The organism is Streptomyces sp. NPDC051018 (genome assembly GCF_044456085.1).
Classification (GTDB): Bacteria; Actinomycetota; Actinomycetes; order Streptomycetales; family Streptomycetaceae; genus Streptomyces.
The window spans coordinates 256,513-273,524 of record NZ_JBITFN010000009.1 but is presented as its reverse complement, the minus strand read 5'-3'; the positions used below and the strand labels follow the sequence as shown (position 1 = coordinate 273,524).

The following is a 17,012-nucleotide window of genomic DNA, read 5'->3' as shown; positions in this document are numbered from 1 at the left end:
TGGGTTGGTCATGGGCAGAGGTTCGACAGCACCGCACAGATCCAGCGAACGCGAAAGACCCGGGTCTCCGGGAGGACGGATACGGGCCTGGGTGATCCCGGCCCTCGCCGCCCTGCTGGCCGTACCGGCAGGGCTGGTCCCCGTGCAGTCGGCGTGGGCGGCGGACGGCGGGCCGGGGCGGCCCGATGTGCCGAAGCCCCGCGCCGCCAAGGTCACGGCGATGAACGCCGCCGGGGCGAAGAAGGCGCGGGAGCGGGTCGCGAAGGACAAGGCGGCCAACGCGGCCGACGCAGCCCGCGCGGCCCGGCAGCAGGGCGCGGCCCGCTGGCCCGCGCCGGGCACGGTGACCGTCCCGCTCACCGCCACCGGCAGCAGGGCGAACGCGGGCGGGCTCCCCGTGGCCGTCGGAAGCACACCCAGGACCGGCGACAGGGCCGGCGCAACCGCCGGCGGCCGGACGCGGATCAGCGTTCTCGACCGCAGGACCACCGAAGTGGCCGGTGTGGAGGGCGTGATCGTCTCCGCCCGTGTCGACCGTCCCGGTGTCGCCGAACTCTCGGTCGACTACTCCTCCTTCGCCTCCGTCATCGGCGGTGGCTGGTCCGCGCGGCTGCGGCTGTGGCGGCTGCCCGCGTGTGCCCTGACCACACCCAAGCTCGCCGAGTGCCGCACCCGCACCCCGCTGGACTCGGCCAACGACATCCGGGCGCGGAAGCTGACGGCCGCCGTGGACCTCACCGGTCCGGCCGTGTTCGCCGTCGCCGCCGACACCCCTGGCCAGTCGCCCTCGGGCACGGGCGACTACACCGCAACGCCCCTGGCCTCCTCCTCGACCTGGGAGTCCGGCGGCTCGTCGGGGTCGTTCGACTGGTCGTACCCGATGGAGGCCCCTCAGCCGGCGGCGGGCCCCAAGCCGTCACTGGACCTGACGTACGACTCCGGCTCCGTCGACGGCCGTACGGCGTCGACGAACAACCAGGGCACCGAGGTCGGTGAGGGCTTCGACCTGGAGGCCGTCTCCTATATCGAGCGGCGGTACGGCTCCTGCCACAAGGACGGCCAGGACAAGAAGTACGACCTGTGCTGGAAGTACGAGAACGCCTCCCTCGTCCTCAACGGCAAGGCGACCGAGCTGGTCAAGGACGACACCACCGGCAGATGGCGGCTGAAGAACGACGACGCCTCGACCGTCGCGTACGGAACCGGGGCGGACAACGGCGACGACAACGGCGAGAAGTGGACCGTCACGACCGGTGACGGGACGAGGTACCACTTCGGCCTCGACAGGCTTCCCGGCGCCACGGCCGAGCGGACCAACTCGGTCTGGACCGTCCCGGTCTTCGGCGACGACGCGGGCGAACCGGGCTACACCAAGGGCGGCGCACACGCGGACCGCTGGCTCAACCAGGCGTGGCGGTGGAACCTGGACTACGTCGAGGACCCGCGCGGCAACGCCATGACGTACTGGTACACGGCCGAGACCAACCACTACCGCAAGAACAAGGCGGAGACGGCCAACGTCCAGTACAACCCCGGCGGTTATCTCAACAAGATCCTCTACGGCCAGCGCACCTCGACCCTGTTCACGGCCGACGCCCCCGCCAAGGTCACCTTCACGCATGCGGCGCGCTGCCTCGCGACCGGCTGCTCACCGCTCGGCAAGGACACCGCGAAGCACTGGCCGGACGTCCCGTTCGACGCCCTGTGCTCGTCCGGCGAGAAGGACCCCGACTGTGTCGCCGTGAGCCCGGGCTTCTTCTCCCGCAAGCGCCTCACCGGGATCGAGACCTCGGTGCTCGCCGGTACCGTCTACAGCGCGGTCGACTCCTGGGCGTTCACGCAGGACTTCTTCGCCAACGGGGATCTCGCCGATCCGTCCGACCAGACCCTGACGCTGGAGAGCGTCCGGCGCAAGGGGCACACCGGAGCGGACATCACACTCGACCCGGTGTCGTTCACGTACCACAAGCGGCCCAACCGGGTGGCGGGCGGCACCCAGCCCGGCGGCGGCAACATCCTGCCGCTGACCCGTCCCCGGCTGAACACCGTCACGACGGAAACCGGTGCGATCACCACCGTCACCTACAGCGACCCCGAGTGCGTACGCGGTTCTAGGATGCCGGCCGCCGAGGACAGCAACAGCGAGACCTGCTACCCCCAGTACTGGCACATCAACGGCGCGACGGACGCGAGCGTCGACTGGTTCCACAAGTACCGGGTCACCGCTGTGAACACCGCCGACCCCACGGGCCATGGCGAGCCGCTGGAGTACGCGTACACCTACGAGAAGCCCGCCTGGCACTACAACGACAGCCCGTTCGTCCCCAACGACGAGCGCACCTGGTCGATCTGGCGCGGCTACCAGAAGGTCATGGTGCAGAGCGGCGCCACCACGGGTACCCGCTCCCGTACCGTCACCAGCTATCTCCAGGGCATGCACGGCGACCGACGCAAGGCGGGCGGTACCCGTACGGTCAATGTGCCCGGTATCGACGTCAGCGGTCTGGTTGTGCCGGACGCGGTCGACGCCGATCAGTATGCGGGCTTCGAGCGCCAGCAGATCACCTACGACGGGAACACGCCCGTCAGCGTGACGGTCAACGACCCCTGGTCCCGCAGAACCGCCAACCAGCAGAAGTCGTACGCCGACGTCGAGGCGTTCTACGTCCGCACCGGCAAGACCTTCACGCACACGTATCTTCCGGTCAAGAAGTCCTGGCGGACGACGAGGACGGCCACCGAGTACGACTCCTACGGCATGGAGAAGGAGGTGGAGGACGCGGGTGACACCGCGGTCACGGGGGACGAGACCTGCACCCGTACCTGGTACGCCCGTAACGACGGTGAGGGCATCAACAACCTGGTCTCCCGCACCCGTACCGTCGGCAGCGTCTGCGCGACGGGCGAGACGCAGCTGAGCCTGCCCGCCTCCACGGGCACCCGCGGTGACGTCCTGGCGGACACGGCGACGGTCTACGACAAGGCCGGTGTGACCGGCTGGACCGCCGACCAGAGCCCCACCAAGGGGGACGCGACCTGGACCGGACGGGCCTCCGCCTACCCGGCCGCCGCGACCGGCGGCGAACGCCACCCCTCCTCCTGGGGGACCACCAAGAAGACCACCTACGACGCCCTCGGCCGCCCTCTCGCCGTGACGGACGCGGCGGGGTCCACGGAGACGACCACCTACACACCGGCCGGCGCCGGGGCGCCCACCAAGACCACGGTCACCAACGCGAAGGCCCACAGTGTCACGACGGTCCTCGACGGCCTCCGGGGTCTGCCCGTGCGGACGCAGGACCCCAACGGGAAGACCACCGAGCAGACCTACGACGGACTGGGCCGGCTCACCGGGGTCTGGCGGCCCAACCGCAGCAAGGGCGCGGGGCAGACCGCCAGTCTGACCTTCGCCTACGTCCTCGAACGCGGCGCGGCGCCGTCCGTCGCCACCTCGAAGATCCAGTCGTCGACGACGGCGACGACCGTGTACGAGATCTTCGACTCGCTGCTGCGCCCGCTCCAGAAGCAGACACCGACCCCGGTCGGCGGGCGTCTGCTCACCGACACCCGCTACGACTCGCGCGGACAGGCGTACGAGACGTACGCCGACATCTTCGACTCCGCCAAGGCGCCGAACGGCACCTACACCCGCGCCGAGTACGGAGGCGCGCCCAAACAGAACGTCAAGGTCCTCGACGGCGCCGGGCGCACCGCGAGCGAGACCCTCCTTGTCTACGGCACCAGGAAGTGGACCACGAGGACGACCTACACCGGTGACTCCACGGCCACCAGCGCGGTCACGGGAGGCCGGGCGACCCGGGAGATCACGGACGCGCTCGGCCGTACGGTCGAACGCCGTGAGTACGCGGGTCCCGAGCCGGCCGACGCCGAATACGGCGGCGGAACCGGAACCCTGTACTCCGCCACGGCGTACGGCTACACCCTGGACGACAAAGAGGCCGTGATCACCGGTCCCGACCAGGCGAAGTGGACCTACGCCTACGACCTCTTCGGCCGCCGGGTCAGCGGTACCGACCCCGACAAGGGCACGTCCACCACCGGATACACGGCCCTCGACAAGACGGACTGGACGAAGGACGCCAAGGGCAACCATCTGCTGTACGGCTACGACAACCTGGGCCGCAAGACCGGCCTGTGGTCGGGCTCCCGGACGGACGCCGGCAAGCTGGCCGCCTGGAGCTACGACACCCTCTCCAAGGGACAGCAGGACAGCGCGACCCGCTACGAGGGAGGCGTCGCGGGCAGGGCGTACACCAAGAAGACCCTCGCCTACGACAGCCTCTACCGGGCCACCAGGTCCGAGATACAACTCGACGCACAGGAACCGCTGGTCACGGCGGGCGCGGCGCAGACGAGCTACACCTTCACCAGTGCCTTCAACCTCGACGGCACCCTCCAGTCCTCCACCGACCCGGCCGCCGGGGGCCTGCCCGCCGAGACCGTACAGAACCAGTACACCTCCACGGGACAGCCGACCTCGGTCTCCGGGACGTCCGGCTATCTCCTGGACGCGAGCTACAGCCCGCAGGGGCAGCCGCAGCAGCTCACGCTCGGTGTCTCGGACGCGGCGGAGGCGAAGAGGGCGTACATCGACAACTACTTCGAGCCCGGTACGGACCGGCTGACCAGGTCCTTCGTGACCACGCCCCAGACCGCCCCGTACAAACCCCAGGACCTCAACTACACCTACGACGACGCCGGGAACGTCACCAGGATCGCCGACAAGCCCAGCACCGCCCCCGCGCTCGCCTCCGACGTCCAGTGCTTCGCCTACGACGGCCAGCGCCGGCTGACCGAGGCATGGACCCCCTCGGCCGACGACTGTGGGAGCAGGACCCTCGGCGGCGCGGCCCCCTACCGGTCGCAGTACACGTACAACGCCGCCGGGCAGCGGACCAGTGAGACCAGGACGACGCCGGCGGGCGCGGCGACGACCACCTCCTACTGCTACCGGACGCCCGCCCAGCGCCACACCCTGACCGCCACGACGACGGACGGGAACTGCGGGACCGCACCGGCCGCGTACACCTACGACAAGACGGGCAACACGACCGGCCGGCCCGCCCCCGGCACGGGCACCCAGACCCTGACCTGGGACCCCGAGGGGAAGCTGGCGGCGCTCACCGCCGGCACGAAGAAGACCCAGTATCTGTACGACGCGGACGGGACCCTGCTGATCCGCCGTGCGGCGGCCGGTGACGGGGAGAGCGTCCTCCACCTGGGTGCGACGGAACTGCACCACAAGACCACGGGCACGGCGAAGAAGACCTGGGCGACCCGGACCTACAGCGCGGGCGCCTCGCAGATCGCCGTCCGTACGAACGAGTCGGGCACCCCGAAGGTCCTCTTCCTGGCGGGTGACCACCACGGCACCGGAAGCCTCGCCCTGGACGGCACCACCCAGGCGGTCACCAAGCGCTTCACCACCCCCTTCGGCGCCGCACGCGGGGGAGCGGTCGGAGGCGCCTGGCCCGACGACAAGCGGTTCCTCGGCAAACCGGAGGACACGGCGACCGGCCTGACCCATATCGGCGCCCGTGAGTACGACCCGGGAATCGGCCAGTTCATCAGCGTCGACCCCGTCCTGGAGGCGTCGAAGCCGCAGACGATGAACGGATACTCGTACGCGGCGAACAACCCGGCGTCCTTCAGCGACCCCACCGGTACGCGCCTCGGCTGCGGTCCCGGACCCGACCAGGAGGCGTGCCCCAAACCTCCCAAGCCCAAGCCCAAGCCGAAGCCCAAGCCGTCGAAGAAGTACCCGCGGCCCTCTCCGTCCCCGAACGCCCCGCCCGTACCTCCCGGCGGCTGGATCCTGGGAAATCCCAGCGGTTTCCGTGGCCCCTTCGTCCACCCGGGAGCGATCGTCATGGTTCCCTACAACTGGAAGAATCTCCTCAACGGTTCGAACCTGATGGCCGCCTCGTATGCGGGGACCCTTTCCGACGGTTGTGAGCGCGGGGCCAAGCAGTACATCTGCTACGGCGGCTCACCCGCGGTGGATCAGCCGATCACGGTGGGGGATGTGCTCTTCCTCCCCTACAGCAAGCAGCAGTTGGCCAGTAAGCTCGAGGACGAGGCGGAAAGGCGCCTTGAGATCGAGAATGCGGCGGGACCCAAGGCGGCCAAGAAGTACGGGCCGGATCTGCTGAGACACGAAGCGGTGCACAGCAAGCAGTGGGCGAGATACTCGAATGCCGGACAGTACATCGCCGAATACACGGCCGAGTCGATCAGATCCAAAGCGCAGTCGGGTGATCCCGCCGCAGCGAACAAGTTCGAGGACGAGGCGAATCTCTGGTGGGGCGGATATCTGAACTGGGGCATTCCCGAGTTCACCCCCGTAGATTGAAACACCCGGGACAAAGGAGACGGCCACGATGCGGCGAGCCATCCGTCTGATGTCGGGTGCCGCCTCGGTGACGGCGGTGGCGGTTCTGGGTTCGGGATGCACTCCGGGCCCGGAGCCGATCATCGCCGTCGAGAGCGGTGAGGGCGGGAGCGTGCGTCTTCTGCTCGCGAAGTGCCCGGGGTACAGGGCCGAGTCCTTCGGTGTGTTCGCCGATGTGGAGGAGGGGGAACTCCAGAACTGGTCCGTGCGCAACCCCGACTACCGGGCCACTCCCGCCGGCGTGCGGATCTTCGAGGTCCCCGAGGGCTGGAAGGTCTCCGCGTCCGCCCTCACCGCGCTGTCCGACGGAGTCCCCTATGTCGCCGACGTCGAAGGTGCCACGGGTGCCAAGGGCCTCGACGGCCGGGTGCCCTTCACCCTTGCCGATGTGGAGGAGCTGAAGCCCGGAAAGGTCCTGATCTCCGCGGGCGGTGAGAAGAACAAGGCGGTCGACCGCGACGACTTCCTGAATGACATTCCGCCGGAGTGCGACTGAGCCTCCACGGACAGCGGGAAGGTGCCGGGTCCTTCACGGGCCCGGCACCTTTGTGCCGCGCCGGGGCAATGAGTCGGTCACCCATCTGTGATCACCGGCGAACCACCGTGATCCGGACGGGTATTCGGAGCCTGGTGTCTCCGCACTCCGGGTGCTCCTCCTGTGTGCTCCCCGTCGGCCATCCCCGGAACTGATCGGTGACGACCCTGGAATGACGGGAAGTCGGCTCGCTTTGTCGACAAGGTGCCCGAAGTTCCGAGGCTGCTGGTCCCCGCGATGTCACAGTTGTATTCCCGCAGGTCAGGCAACCTGCCCTATACCGGACATCGCACGCGCAACGCGCTTGACGCATCTTCGGAATCTGGGAAGGGTTGCGTGCGGCATGCGTGTCTGTGGGGCGTATGTGAACCGGGGGAGGAGTTCAACTCCCCTGCGGCCACCGCCTCTGGACCCGGCTCATTCGACAAAAGGCTACTGGGGGTAGCAGTTAGATGACCAAAAAGACGCGGATCCGAGTGGCGCGAGTCGCCGCCGGTGTGGTGATAGCCGCCGGTGCGTCGCTGACCGCTGCGGGTGCGGCCTCGGCTATCAACGTGGGTCCCCTGACGGTTGACAGTGATGTTGTCGTGAATGGCGAGCAGCCGCCCCCCGGTGGTCCGGGCGGCGGTGTCGACGAGGGCCAGCAGGCCGGACAGCAGGGTCAGCAGGAAGGCCAGCAAGAGGGCCAGCAGCAGGGTCAGCAAGCCGGTCAGCAGGAAGGCCAGCAGCAGGGTCAGCAGGCCGGTCAGCAAGAGGGCCAGCAGGAAGGTCAGCAGGCCGGTCAGCAGGAAGGCCAGCAGCAGGGTCAGCAAGCGGGTCAGCAGGAAGGCCAGCAGCAGGGTCAGCAAGCGGGTCAGCAGGAAGGCCAGCAGCAGGGTCAGCAGGCCGGGCAGCAGGAAGGCCAGCAGCAGGGTCAGCAAGCGGGTCAGCAGGAAGGCCAGCAGCAGGGTCAGCAGGCCGGACAGCAGGAAGGCCAGCAGCAGGGCGGCCAGCAGGGCGGCAACGAGGACGGCGGCAGCGACAGCGGTGGCAATGACGCCGGTGGCAATGCCGGGGGCAACGCCGGCACCAGCGGCAGCGGCGGCGGTGGCGGCGACAACACCGACACCAACAACGCCGGCTCGCAGCCCGTCGAGCAGGGCAAGGCCACCGAGGAGCTGGCCGAGACCGGCGCCATGGAGACCACGTTCCTCGTGATCGGCGCCGCGACCATGATCGCCGGTGGTATCGGCTTCCGGATGCTCCCGCGTCTCGTGGGCGGCAACCGTACCGCCGTCTGAGTGACGTTCGGTGACCGGCCGTAGCGGCCGGTCACCGGAATCGGCGCGGAAAGGCCGACGCGCGGAGTCGGCGGAACGAAACGGAGAAGGGCCCGGGGTGCGGCACAGCACCCCGGGCCCTTCTCCCTTGTCCGCTGTCTACGGGTCTTTCTCCACGGTGTCCGTGTACCCGCCCATGGAGCGGGCTACGCGGGGCGCAGCGTCGCCAGCACCGCCACCGCCCCTATCATCAGCACCAGCAGCGTCAACAGCGCAACCGGGCTGAGGCCCCCGAACGGGCCTTCCTGCTGGAGCCGCTCCCGGTTGGCGCGGCACACCGGGCAGCGGCCCTCGGTGACCGGGGCCGCGCAGTTGGCGCACACCAATCGGTCGTAGGTCATGCGCTCTCCTCCTCCCGCGCGCCGGAGCCGCGGGCGCGGACCGTCAGCACTGTTCTCTCCGGACAACGCCCGGAGAAACGCGCCTGTTCCCCTACCACTGTGCCAGCTCCCGCGCCTTTCGGCGCGCCCCGCCGGACGGCGCCCGTTCAGGGGGGTCACAAATGAGGTGACAAACGGCGCATCCCCGACCGGTGACTCCACCGCACAGCCGCGTTCGCGTAGTGTCACGCACACCTCTACTCCCGGCTGACCCGTGGTGCACCCGTGATCCGATTCGACAACGTTTCCAAGACCTATCCCAAGCAGAACCGCCCCGCCCTGCGCGATGTCTCCCTGGAGATCGAGAAGGGCGAGTTCGTCTTCCTGGTGGGATCGTCAGGCTCCGGCAAGTCCACCTTTCTGCGGCTGGTCCTGCGCGAGGAGCGCGCCAGCCACGGCCTGGTGCATGTGCTCGGCAAGGATCTGGCCCGGCTCTCGAACTGGAAGGTGCCGCACATGCGCCGCCAGCTGGGGACGGTCTTCCAGGACTTCCGGCTGCTGCCCAACAAGACCGTCGCGGAGAACGTGGCCTTCGCCCAGGAGGTCATCGGCAAACCCCGGGGCGAGATCCGCAAGGCCGTACCCCAGGTGCTGGACCTCGTGGGCCTCGGCGGCAAGGAGAGCCGTATGCCGGGGGAGCTGTCCGGCGGTGAGCAGCAGCGCGTCGCGATCGCCCGGGCCTTCGTCAACCGGCCGATGCTGCTGATCGCCGACGAGCCGACCGGCAACCTCGACCCGCAGACCTCCGTCGGCATCATGAAGCTGCTCGACCGGATCAACCGGACGGGCACGACCGTGATCATGGCGACCCACGACCAGAACATCGTCGACCAGATGCGCAAGCGTGTCATCGAGCTGGAGAAGGGCCGACTCGTGCGAGACCAGGCCCGCGGCGTCTACGGCTACCAGCACTGAGCCACCCGGACTCCAGGAAGAAAGGCTGAACGCACGCGATGCGCGCCCAGTTCGTACTGTCGGAGATCGGCGTCGGTCTCCGCCGCAATCTCACGATGACCTTCGCCGTCATCGTCTCCGTTGCCCTGTCGCTCGCCCTCTTCGGCGGTGCGCTGCTCATGCGTGAGCAGGTCAGCACGATGAAGGACTTCTGGTACGACAAGGTCAACGTCTCGATCTTCCTCTGCAACAAGAACGACGCGACGACCTCGCCGCAGTGCTCCAAGGGCGCGGTCACCAGCGAGCAGAAGAAGCAGATCGAGACCGACCTCGAGAAGATGGCCGTGGTGGACAAGGTCCATCACGAGTCGGCCGAAGAGGCGTACAAGCACTACAAGGACCAGTACGGCGACACCCCGATCGCCGCCACCATCACACCGGACCAGATGCAGGAGTCCTTCCGGGTCAAGCTCGACGACCCGGAGAAGTACAAGGTGGTCGCAACCGCCTTCGCCGGCCGGGCGGGCGTGCAGTCCGTCCAGGACCAGCGGAACATCCTGCAGAATCTGTTCGACCTGATGAACGGCATGAACATCGCGGCCATCTTCGTCATGGCGCTGATGCTCGTCATCGCTCTGATGCTGATCGTCAACACGGTGAGAGTCTCCGCGTTCAGCCGCAGGCGTGAAACGGGGATCATGCGGCTGGTGGGCGCGTCGAGCTTCTACATCCAGATGCCGTTCATCATGGAGGCCGCCTTCGCCGGACTGCTCGGCGGTCTGGTCGCGGCCGGCATGCTGCTCGTCGGCCGGTACTTCCTGATCGACAACGGTCTGGCGCTCGCCGAGAAGATGCAACTGGTCAACTTCATCGGCTGGGACGCGGTCGTCACCAAGCTCCCGCTGGTGCTCGCGATCGGTCTCCTGATGCCCGCCCTTGCCGCTTTCATCGCCCTGCGCAAGTACCTCAAGGTGTGACATCCGCCCCTGGCGTCGTACGGGCAACAGACGTACGGCGCCTTTCGCTTGTCCTAGACTCAACGCCATGCCGGGCCCGGAGTTCTGTCCTCGGCCCCGCCGCATCCGCCGCGGGGCGGCCCTGACATTGGTCTTTCTGAGCGTGCTCGCCACCGGGGCCGCCACCGACGCGCTGCCCCACCAGCCCGACGCGGGGCCCCGCCCGCTCGATGCCCGGCCCGTCGGCGCGACCGTCGACCGCGACGACGTGACCCGGGCCGCCGCCCGGGCCGTGGCGGAGGGCAAATCCGGTACGGAGGCGGCCGAGGCGGCCGTCAGCCGCAGCGGCGACCGGTGGGGCGCGGTCTACGACAGGAACGAGTACAAGGAGTTCCAGCGGTCCCTCGACGGTGAGTACACCGGTGTCGGACTGTGGGCCCGACGCTCCCGGGACGGCCTGGTCGAGGTCGCGCGGGTCCAGCCCGGCGGCCCGGCCGAGCGCGCGGGCATCGAGGCCGGCGACCGGCTGCGCACGGTCGACGGCCGGGCCGTGGACCGGCGGCCCGTCACCGATGTCGTGGCGCTGCTGCGGGGCGGCGAGCGTACGAGTGTGGTCCTGGGCCTGGAGCGCCGGGGCCGCATCTGGACCGAGACCCTGGTCCGTACGACGGTGCCCACCGAGTCCGTCACCGTCGAGAGTCTCGACGGCGGGGCCGTGATGATCAGGGTCGGCTCCTTCACCAGGGGCTCCGGCGACCGGGTGCGCAGGGCCGTCGAGGGCGCACCCGCGGGCGCGGGTGTCCTGCTCGACCTGCGGGGCAACAGCGGGGGACTGGTCGCCGAGGCCGTCACGGCCGCGTCCGCCTTCCTGGACGGCGGTCTGGTCGCCACGTACGACATGGAGGGCGAGCAGCTCGCCCTGTACGCCGACCCGGGCGGGGACACCGACAGACCCCTGGTCGCGCTGGTGGACGGCGGCACGATGAGCGCGGCCGAGTTGGTGACCGGGGCCCTCCAGGACCGGGGCCGGGCGGTCACCGTCGGCTCCCGCACCTTCGGCAAGGGCTCCGTGCAGATGCCGAGCAGGCTGGCCGACGGCTCCGTCGCCGAGCTCACGGTCGGGCACTACCGCACGCCCTCGGGCCAGAGCGTCGACGGCCGGGGCATCACCCCGGACCTCTCGACGGCGGGCGAGGAAGCCCAGAAACGGGCCGAGCTGGTATTGAGTGGCCTCGGGGCGGGGTCGTAGTGCGAAAATGACCGCACTATGGCTAAGGAACAAGGGCGCAAAATGATCGCGCAGAACAAGAAGGCGCGGCACGACTACCACATCCTCGACACCTATGAGTGCGGTCTCGTCCTGACCGGCACCGAGGTGAAGTCGCTGCGTCAGGGACGGGCCTCGCTGGCCGACGGATTCGTCCAGATCGACCAGCACGAGGCGTGGCTGCACAACGTCCATGTGCCGGAGTACACCCAGGGCACCTGGACCAACCACAGCGCGCGGCGCAAGCGGAAGCTGCTGATGCACCGCGCGGAGATCGACAAGCTGGAGTCCAAGTCCCAGGAGACGGGTCACACGATCGTGCCCCTGGCCCTGTACTTCAAGGACGGCCGGGCGAAGGTCGAGATCGCGCTCGCGAAGGGCAAGAAGGAGTACGACAAGCGGCAGACGCTGCGCGAGCGTCAGGACCGCCGTGAGACGGACCGCGCGATGTCGGCGGCCCGCCGCCGCCAGCGGGCCTGAGGGCCCGCGGGGAAGCAACACCCGTGATTCCCTGCAAGCCCTTGGGCACTCCGCGGTAAACGGCGGATTCCAGGGACCTTCCCCGGACCCCGACCCCTGTCCGGAGGGCGCCCGGCGGCTGCCCGGAGGCCATCCGGAGGCCGTGTGGAGGGCGTCGGCCCCGCCGGGAGGAATACGCTGGCACCCGGGGCCGTTTGTCACGTACGATGGTCGTGCTCCTCATCGGAGGGGTGCGTCAACGCAAATTGTTAAATCAATATGGGGATGATCGGTTTCGACAGCGGATGTCGAAGCAGGGGAAGCGAGCCGAGGAAGCGGCAATGATCTCGTTAACCATATGTCGCAAACAATAATCGCCAATTCTCAGCGCGATAACTCCGAAGCCTTCGCCCTCGCTGCCTAATAAGCAGTAGAGCGAACCTTCACTCATGGAGCGTCAGCCCGGGGACTGTTCCCGACCCGGTTCCTGGCGTCAGCTAGGGGACTAAACCTCTGAACCCGGTCACGGGGTCCAGAGGGAAATCAAACAGTGACTGAGCCCGTCGGAGACTTGTCCGCGTGATCTCCGGGGCCGAGAAAATCACAGCGGACTGCGCTCGGAGAAGTCCTGGTTCCGCACCGTTGGACGCGGGTTCGATTCCCGCCATCTCCACCAGTGCGGCTCGTCCGGCCACCCCCGCCAGGGGGCGTCCGGTGGGCCCGTACGGTCATCCCATAACGACGACGGCGCCTCCCCCCGGGAGGCGCCGTCGTCGTTTGCCCGCGCCGGGCAGCCGTCCGGCCCTCACGCCGTGATCACCGCATGATCACCGCCGGACCCGCCGAGGTTCCGGTGGCGCCGGGGCGCGGAAAAGGGAAGGCCCTCGCCGGAGCATCCCAGAGCTTCCCGAAACCTCCCGGAACAGTCCGGAACATCCCCGAGAACTCCATGAGTTCACCCTCACGGATGCAACCCGGGACCGGTTCCCGTGCGTACAGGTGGTGCCGTCGTCCGCGTTCGCGGCACGGTCCCCCACAGAATCGGAATCGGGAGAACAACCAGATGCTCTCAGGCAAGGTGGGCAAAGGCACGGCGCTCGGCGCGGTTGTGCTGTCGCTCCTGACGGTCCCCGCGCAGTCCGCCGGCGCGGCACCCGTCCCCGGTGGCACCACCGCCTCCCACGCGCCCCGGACGCCCGCGCCCGACCTGGACCAAGTACGCGCGACCCTCACCTCCGCCCTCGCGAACGGCGCTCCGGGCGCGATGGCCAGGGTCGACGACCACGGCACGGTCCACCGGCTCGCCGAGGGCGTCGGCGACCGGGCCACCGGCCGCGCGATCACCGCCGACGACCGCTTCCGGGTCGGAAGCGTCACCAAGTCCTTCTCGGCGGTCGTGCTGCTCCAGCTGGTGGACGAGGGCGAGCTGGACCTCGACGCCCCGGTCAACACCTATCTGCCCGGACTGCTCGACCAGCGGATCACGGTCCGCCATCTGCTCAGCCACCGCAGCGGGCTGTACGACTACACGAACGACATGTTCGCCCGGACGGTCCCCGGCTTCGAGGCCGTACGGAACCGGGTGTTCAGCCACCAGGAGCTGGTGGACCTCTCCCTGGCGAAGCCGCTGACGGTCACGCCGGGGTCGGCGTACTCGTACTCCAACACCAACTTCGTGGTGGCGGGCATGCTCATCGAGAAGCTCACCGGCAACACGGTGCACACCGAGTACCGCGAGCGGATCATCAACCGCCTCGGGCTCCGCGACACGTTCTACGTCCACCCGGCCACCGCCATGCCCGCCCGCCACGCCAAGGGCTATCTCAGGCCCGACGAGGCGGGCGCGCCGCTGGTGGACTCGACCCGGCAGACCGTCTCCTGGGCCCAGAGCGCGGGCGCGGTGATCTCCAGCACCCGCGATCTGAACACGTTCTTCTCCGCGCTGCTGCGCGGCAGGCTGACCTCCGCCGCGCAGCTGGAGCAGATGCGCCAGTGGACCCCGGTCAACGCCACCCAGGGGTACGGCCTCGGGCTGCGCCGCCGTGATCTGTCGTGCGGGGTGTCCGTGTACGGGCACACCGGCACCGTCCAGGGGTACTACACCACCTCGTTCACCTCCCAGGACGGCCGCCGCAGCATCACCGCGGTCGCCAACACCTCCAACAACGGCACCGTGCTCAACACCCTGCCCCGGGCACTGGAGGCCGCCTTCTGCGGCAAGCCCGCCCCCGCCGCCTCCGCGCGGTCCTCCGCGCCCGTGGAGCGCTACGAGGACATCGCACCGGGCATCGCCCGCGACTGACACACCACCCGTACCGGCGGCCCGCCGGCGGACGTACGGCCGGAGCCGGACAGAACGGGGGGTTCCGGCCGCACGTTCGGGCAGGCACTCTGGAGGGGAACCCCGGTGGTGACCCTGAGGCAGTGACCTTGAGGCGGTGACAGGCGCATGACGGCAGATGCGACCCGTACGGCTCCGTACGACTGGCGGTTCGACTCCGGCCGCCTCTGCCTGGACCTGGTGGCGACCGCGGACGTCCCCTGGAGCACGGGCACGGGCCGGCAGGAGCCGCTGGCGGGCGAGGGCGGGCTCGGCAGCTGGCTGGTGGGCGCCCGGCTCGTCCCGGCGGGCACCCCGCTGGCCGCCGTGGATGGCCACTGGGTGGAGCGCTTCGTCGAACTGCGCGGGCGGCTCAGCCAGTTGGTGCGCGCCGAGATCGAGGGACGGATCGCCGAATCCGCGCTGGAGCGTGTGAACGCCCTGGCCGCGGGGGCGCCGCCCGCCGTCCGGGCGGTGCGGGACAGCGACAACGGCACCCTGGTGTGGACCCTCGCGACCGCGCCCGAATGCGGTCAACTCCTCGCCGCCGTCGCCCGCGACGCCGTGGAGCTGCTGACCGATCCCCTCGCGCGCGCCCGGCTGCGGCAGTGCGAGGGGGAGAGCTGCCGCCGTGTGTACGTGGACACCTCGCGCGGCCGTCGCAGGCGCTGGTGCTCCAGCGAAGTCTGCGGAAACCGCGAGCGTGTGGCCCGTCACCGGCGCCGGGTGGCGGCCATGGCACGGGCCTGAATCACCCGTATTCCCTTGAGGGCAGGTCCAATTGGGGCAAACGAGCAGGGAACCGGACTTCCGAAAAGATCTTGAGGATTTTTCGGCACCTCATTGAGTGATGTGCCCGGCACCCCCGTAGTGATGGGGGACAAGCATGTCAGCCGAGTACACCGAAATCAGGGTCTCGACCGGGAGGTTCAGGTGCGCAAGGATGCCGCCGTGGCCGATGACCGTCCGCAGAGGGCACGCCATCGCAGCGACAAGCCACGCACCGACTCCTCAGTACCTGATGAGGAACTCATGCGCGCGCTCTATCGCGAACACGCGGGACCTCTGCTCGCCTATGTACTGCGACTCGTCGCTGGTGACCGCCAGCGTGCCGAGGACGTGGTGCAGGAGACGCTCATCCGTGCCTGGAAGAACGCCGGTCAGCTCAACCGTGCAACCGGCTCTGTCCGACCCTGGCTGGTGACGGTCGCACGGCGCATCGTCATCGACGGTCACCGCAGCCGGCAGGCCCGGCCGCAGGAGGTCGACCCGTCGCCGCTGGAGGTCATGCCCGCGGAGGACGAGATCGACAAGGCGTTGTGGCTGATGACGCTCTCAGATGCGCTCGACGATTTGACACCCGCTCATCGGGAAGTACTACTCGAGACGTATTTCAAGGGGCGTACGGTCAATGAGGCGGCCGAGACGCTCGGCATACCCAGTGGGACGGTGCGGTCGCGGGTGTTCTACGCACTCCGTTCCATGAAGCTCGCTCTGGAGGAGAGGGGGGTCACCGCATGACCATGCGTGAGCAGGAATCCATCCACGATGCCGTCGGCGCCTATGTGCTCGGCGTACTCGACGACGCCGACGCGTCCGCGTTCGAGATGCATCTCGCGGGCTGTGACATCTGCGCCGCCCACCTCGAGGAATTCTCCGGAATGGAGCCGATGCTGGCCATGCTGGCCGAGGCCCCCGCCGCGGCCCCGGCCCCCGACCCGACCGTGGTCGATCTGCCGGGCATGCGGCCGGCCGGATGGGCGGGCGCGCCGGCGCCCCGGCCCGTTCCGGTGGTGCCCGCGCCCCCGAGCCCCCAGGTGCTCGGCGGGCTCCTCGACGAGGTCGCCGCCAAGCGGGCGGCCAAGCGCAGGCGCGGGATGTTCCTGGTCGCCGCGGCCGCCGCGCTGATCATCGGCGGCCCCGTCGCCGCCGTGGTGCTCACCGACGGCGACACCGGCGGCAATCAGGCGGGCGCCCACCCCACCTCCCCGGCCGAGGATGCGTTCTTCAACCACATGGACGAGAAGATCGAGGCCACGGACGCGACGACCCGGGTCAGCGCGGCCGTCGGCATGGAGAAGAAGGGCTGGGGCACCCACACCGTCCTGGAGCTGAAGAACGTCAAGGGCCCGCTCAAGTGCAACCTCATCGCCGTCTCCAAGAGCGGCGAGGAGGAGATAGTCACCTCCTGGGCGGTTCCGAAGTGGGGCTACGGCATCGAGAACGGCCCGACCAAGGCGTCCAAGAACCCGCTGTACGTCCACGGCGGCGCGGCCATGGACCGCGAGGACATCGACCGGTTCGAGGTCCGTACCTTCGACAACCAGAAGCTCGTCGAGATCGACGCCTGATCCGGCGCCGGTCCCGGCCGCCCCATCACCACCCGATCACCCGCGAGCCCCCGCCTGACAGAACCGCCCCCTTCGCGTACGGTTGACGGCTGCCCAGTGCACGTCAGAAGGGGGCCTCG

At 69.1% G+C, this 17,012-nt stretch carries 12 protein-coding genes and 1 other RNA gene; 11 read left to right on the top strand and 2 right to left on the bottom strand.

Annotated features, from left to right (window positions below):
* The first annotated feature begins 91 nt into the window (after window positions 1–91).
* Both ACIBCM_RS18250 and ACIBCM_RS18245 read left to right on the top strand, forming a co-directional pair.
* The gene (locus tag ACIBCM_RS18250) at window positions 92–6,373 is read left to right on the top strand and encodes an RHS repeat-associated core domain-containing protein (RefSeq protein ID WP_399244321.1); all 6,282 of its coding nucleotides are present in this window, start codon (window positions 92–94) and stop codon (window positions 6,371–6,373) included.
* Between the two features lie 28 nt (window positions 6,374–6,401).
* A complete protein-coding gene (locus tag ACIBCM_RS18245) occupies window positions 6,402–6,908 on the top strand; it encodes a hypothetical protein (RefSeq protein ID WP_399244319.1) in 507 nt (168 codons plus the stop codon).
* A 314-nt stretch (window positions 6,909–7,222) separates the two neighbouring features.
* Here the strand turns inward: ACIBCM_RS18245 and ACIBCM_RS18240 are convergent, their stop codons facing one another.
* Entirely contained in the window at window positions 7,223–8,338 is a 1,116-nt protein-coding gene (locus tag ACIBCM_RS18240) for a hypothetical protein (protein ID WP_399244317.1), read from the bottom strand.
* Between the two features lie 74 nt (window positions 8,339–8,412).
* The gene (locus ACIBCM_RS18235) at window positions 8,413–8,607 is read right to left on the bottom strand and encodes a hypothetical protein (RefSeq protein WP_399244315.1); all 195 of its coding nucleotides are present in this window, start codon (window positions 8,605–8,607) and stop codon (window positions 8,413–8,415) included.
* 264 nt (window positions 8,608–8,871) lie between these two features.
* On the opposite strand from ACIBCM_RS18235, the gene ftsE reads away from it, so the two are divergent.
* The 9 genes from ftsE to ACIBCM_RS18190 all read left to right on the top strand — a co-directional run bounded on the left by ftsE (window position 8,872) and on the right by ACIBCM_RS18190 (window position 16,893).
* Window positions 8,872–9,561, top strand: coding sequence for a cell division ATP-binding protein FtsE (gene ftsE, locus ACIBCM_RS18230; protein WP_389269500.1), 690 nt, complete (start codon window positions 8,872–8,874; stop codon window positions 9,559–9,561).
* 38 nt (window positions 9,562–9,599) lie between these two features.
* Window positions 9,600–10,517, top strand: coding sequence for a permease-like cell division protein FtsX (gene ftsX / locus ACIBCM_RS18225; RefSeq protein WP_399244313.1), 918 nt, complete (start codon window positions 9,600–9,602; stop codon window positions 10,515–10,517).
* A gap of 67 nt (window positions 10,518–10,584) precedes the next feature.
* The gene (locus ACIBCM_RS18220) at window positions 10,585–11,745 is read left to right on the top strand and encodes a S41 family peptidase (RefSeq protein WP_399244311.1); all 1,161 of its coding nucleotides are present in this window, start codon (window positions 10,585–10,587) and stop codon (window positions 11,743–11,745) included.
* A gap of 18 nt (window positions 11,746–11,763) precedes the next feature.
* Entirely contained in the window at window positions 11,764–12,243 is a 480-nt protein-coding gene (gene smpB / locus ACIBCM_RS18215) for an SsrA-binding protein SmpB (RefSeq protein ID WP_399244309.1), read from the top strand.
* 260 nt (window positions 12,244–12,503) lie between these two features.
* Window positions 12,504–12,898, top strand: a transfer-messenger RNA (tmRNA) gene (gene ssrA, locus ACIBCM_RS18210).
* A gap of 387 nt (window positions 12,899–13,285) precedes the next feature.
* The gene (locus tag ACIBCM_RS18205) at window positions 13,286–14,524 is read left to right on the top strand and encodes a serine hydrolase domain-containing protein (protein ID WP_399244306.1); all 1,239 of its coding nucleotides are present in this window, start codon (window positions 13,286–13,288) and stop codon (window positions 14,522–14,524) included.
* A gap of 147 nt (window positions 14,525–14,671) precedes the next feature.
* Window positions 14,672–15,292 (top strand): CGNR zinc finger domain-containing protein, encoded by a 621-nt coding sequence (locus ACIBCM_RS18200; RefSeq protein ID WP_399244303.1) that lies wholly within the window; start codon window positions 14,672–14,674, stop codon window positions 15,290–15,292.
* Window positions 15,293–15,415: 123 nt separating this feature from the next.
* A complete protein-coding gene (locus tag ACIBCM_RS18195; RefSeq protein ID WP_399244301.1) occupies window positions 15,416–16,063 on the top strand; it encodes a sigma-70 family RNA polymerase sigma factor in 648 nt (215 codons plus the stop codon).
* The gene (locus tag ACIBCM_RS18190) at window positions 16,060–16,893 is read left to right on the top strand and encodes a zf-HC2 domain-containing protein (RefSeq protein ID WP_399244299.1); all 834 of its coding nucleotides are present in this window, start codon (window positions 16,060–16,062) and stop codon (window positions 16,891–16,893) included. The genes ACIBCM_RS18195 and ACIBCM_RS18190 overlap by 4 nt, the downstream gene beginning before the upstream one ends.
* The last annotated feature ends 119 nt before the right edge of the window (window positions 16,894–17,012 follow it).

Coding starts and splice junctions, on each gene's coding strand:
- ACIBCM_RS18245 (WP_399244319.1), top strand. CDS start 6,402: ATGCGGCGAGCCATCCGTCTGATGTCGGGTGCCGCCTCGGTGACGGCG.
- ACIBCM_RS18235 (WP_399244315.1), bottom strand. CDS start 8,607: ATGACCTACGACCGATTGGTGTGCGCCAACTGCGCGGCCCCGGTCACC.
- ftsX (WP_399244313.1), top strand. CDS start 9,600: ATGCGCGCCCAGTTCGTACTGTCGGAGATCGGCGTCGGTCTCCGCCGC.
- ACIBCM_RS18220 (WP_399244311.1), top strand. CDS start 10,585: ATGCCGGGCCCGGAGTTCTGTCCTCGGCCCCGCCGCATCCGCCGCGGG.
- smpB (WP_399244309.1), top strand. CDS start 11,764: ATGGCTAAGGAACAAGGGCGCAAAATGATCGCGCAGAACAAGAAGGCG.
- ACIBCM_RS18205 (WP_399244306.1), top strand. CDS start 13,286: ATGCTCTCAGGCAAGGTGGGCAAAGGCACGGCGCTCGGCGCGGTTGTG.
- ACIBCM_RS18200 (WP_399244303.1), top strand. CDS start 14,672: ATGACGGCAGATGCGACCCGTACGGCTCCGTACGACTGGCGGTTCGAC.
- ACIBCM_RS18195 (WP_399244301.1), top strand. CDS start 15,416: ATGGGGGACAAGCATGTCAGCCGAGTACACCGAAATCAGGGTCTCGAC.
- ACIBCM_RS18190 (WP_399244299.1), top strand. CDS start 16,060: ATGACCATGCGTGAGCAGGAATCCATCCACGATGCCGTCGGCGCCTAT.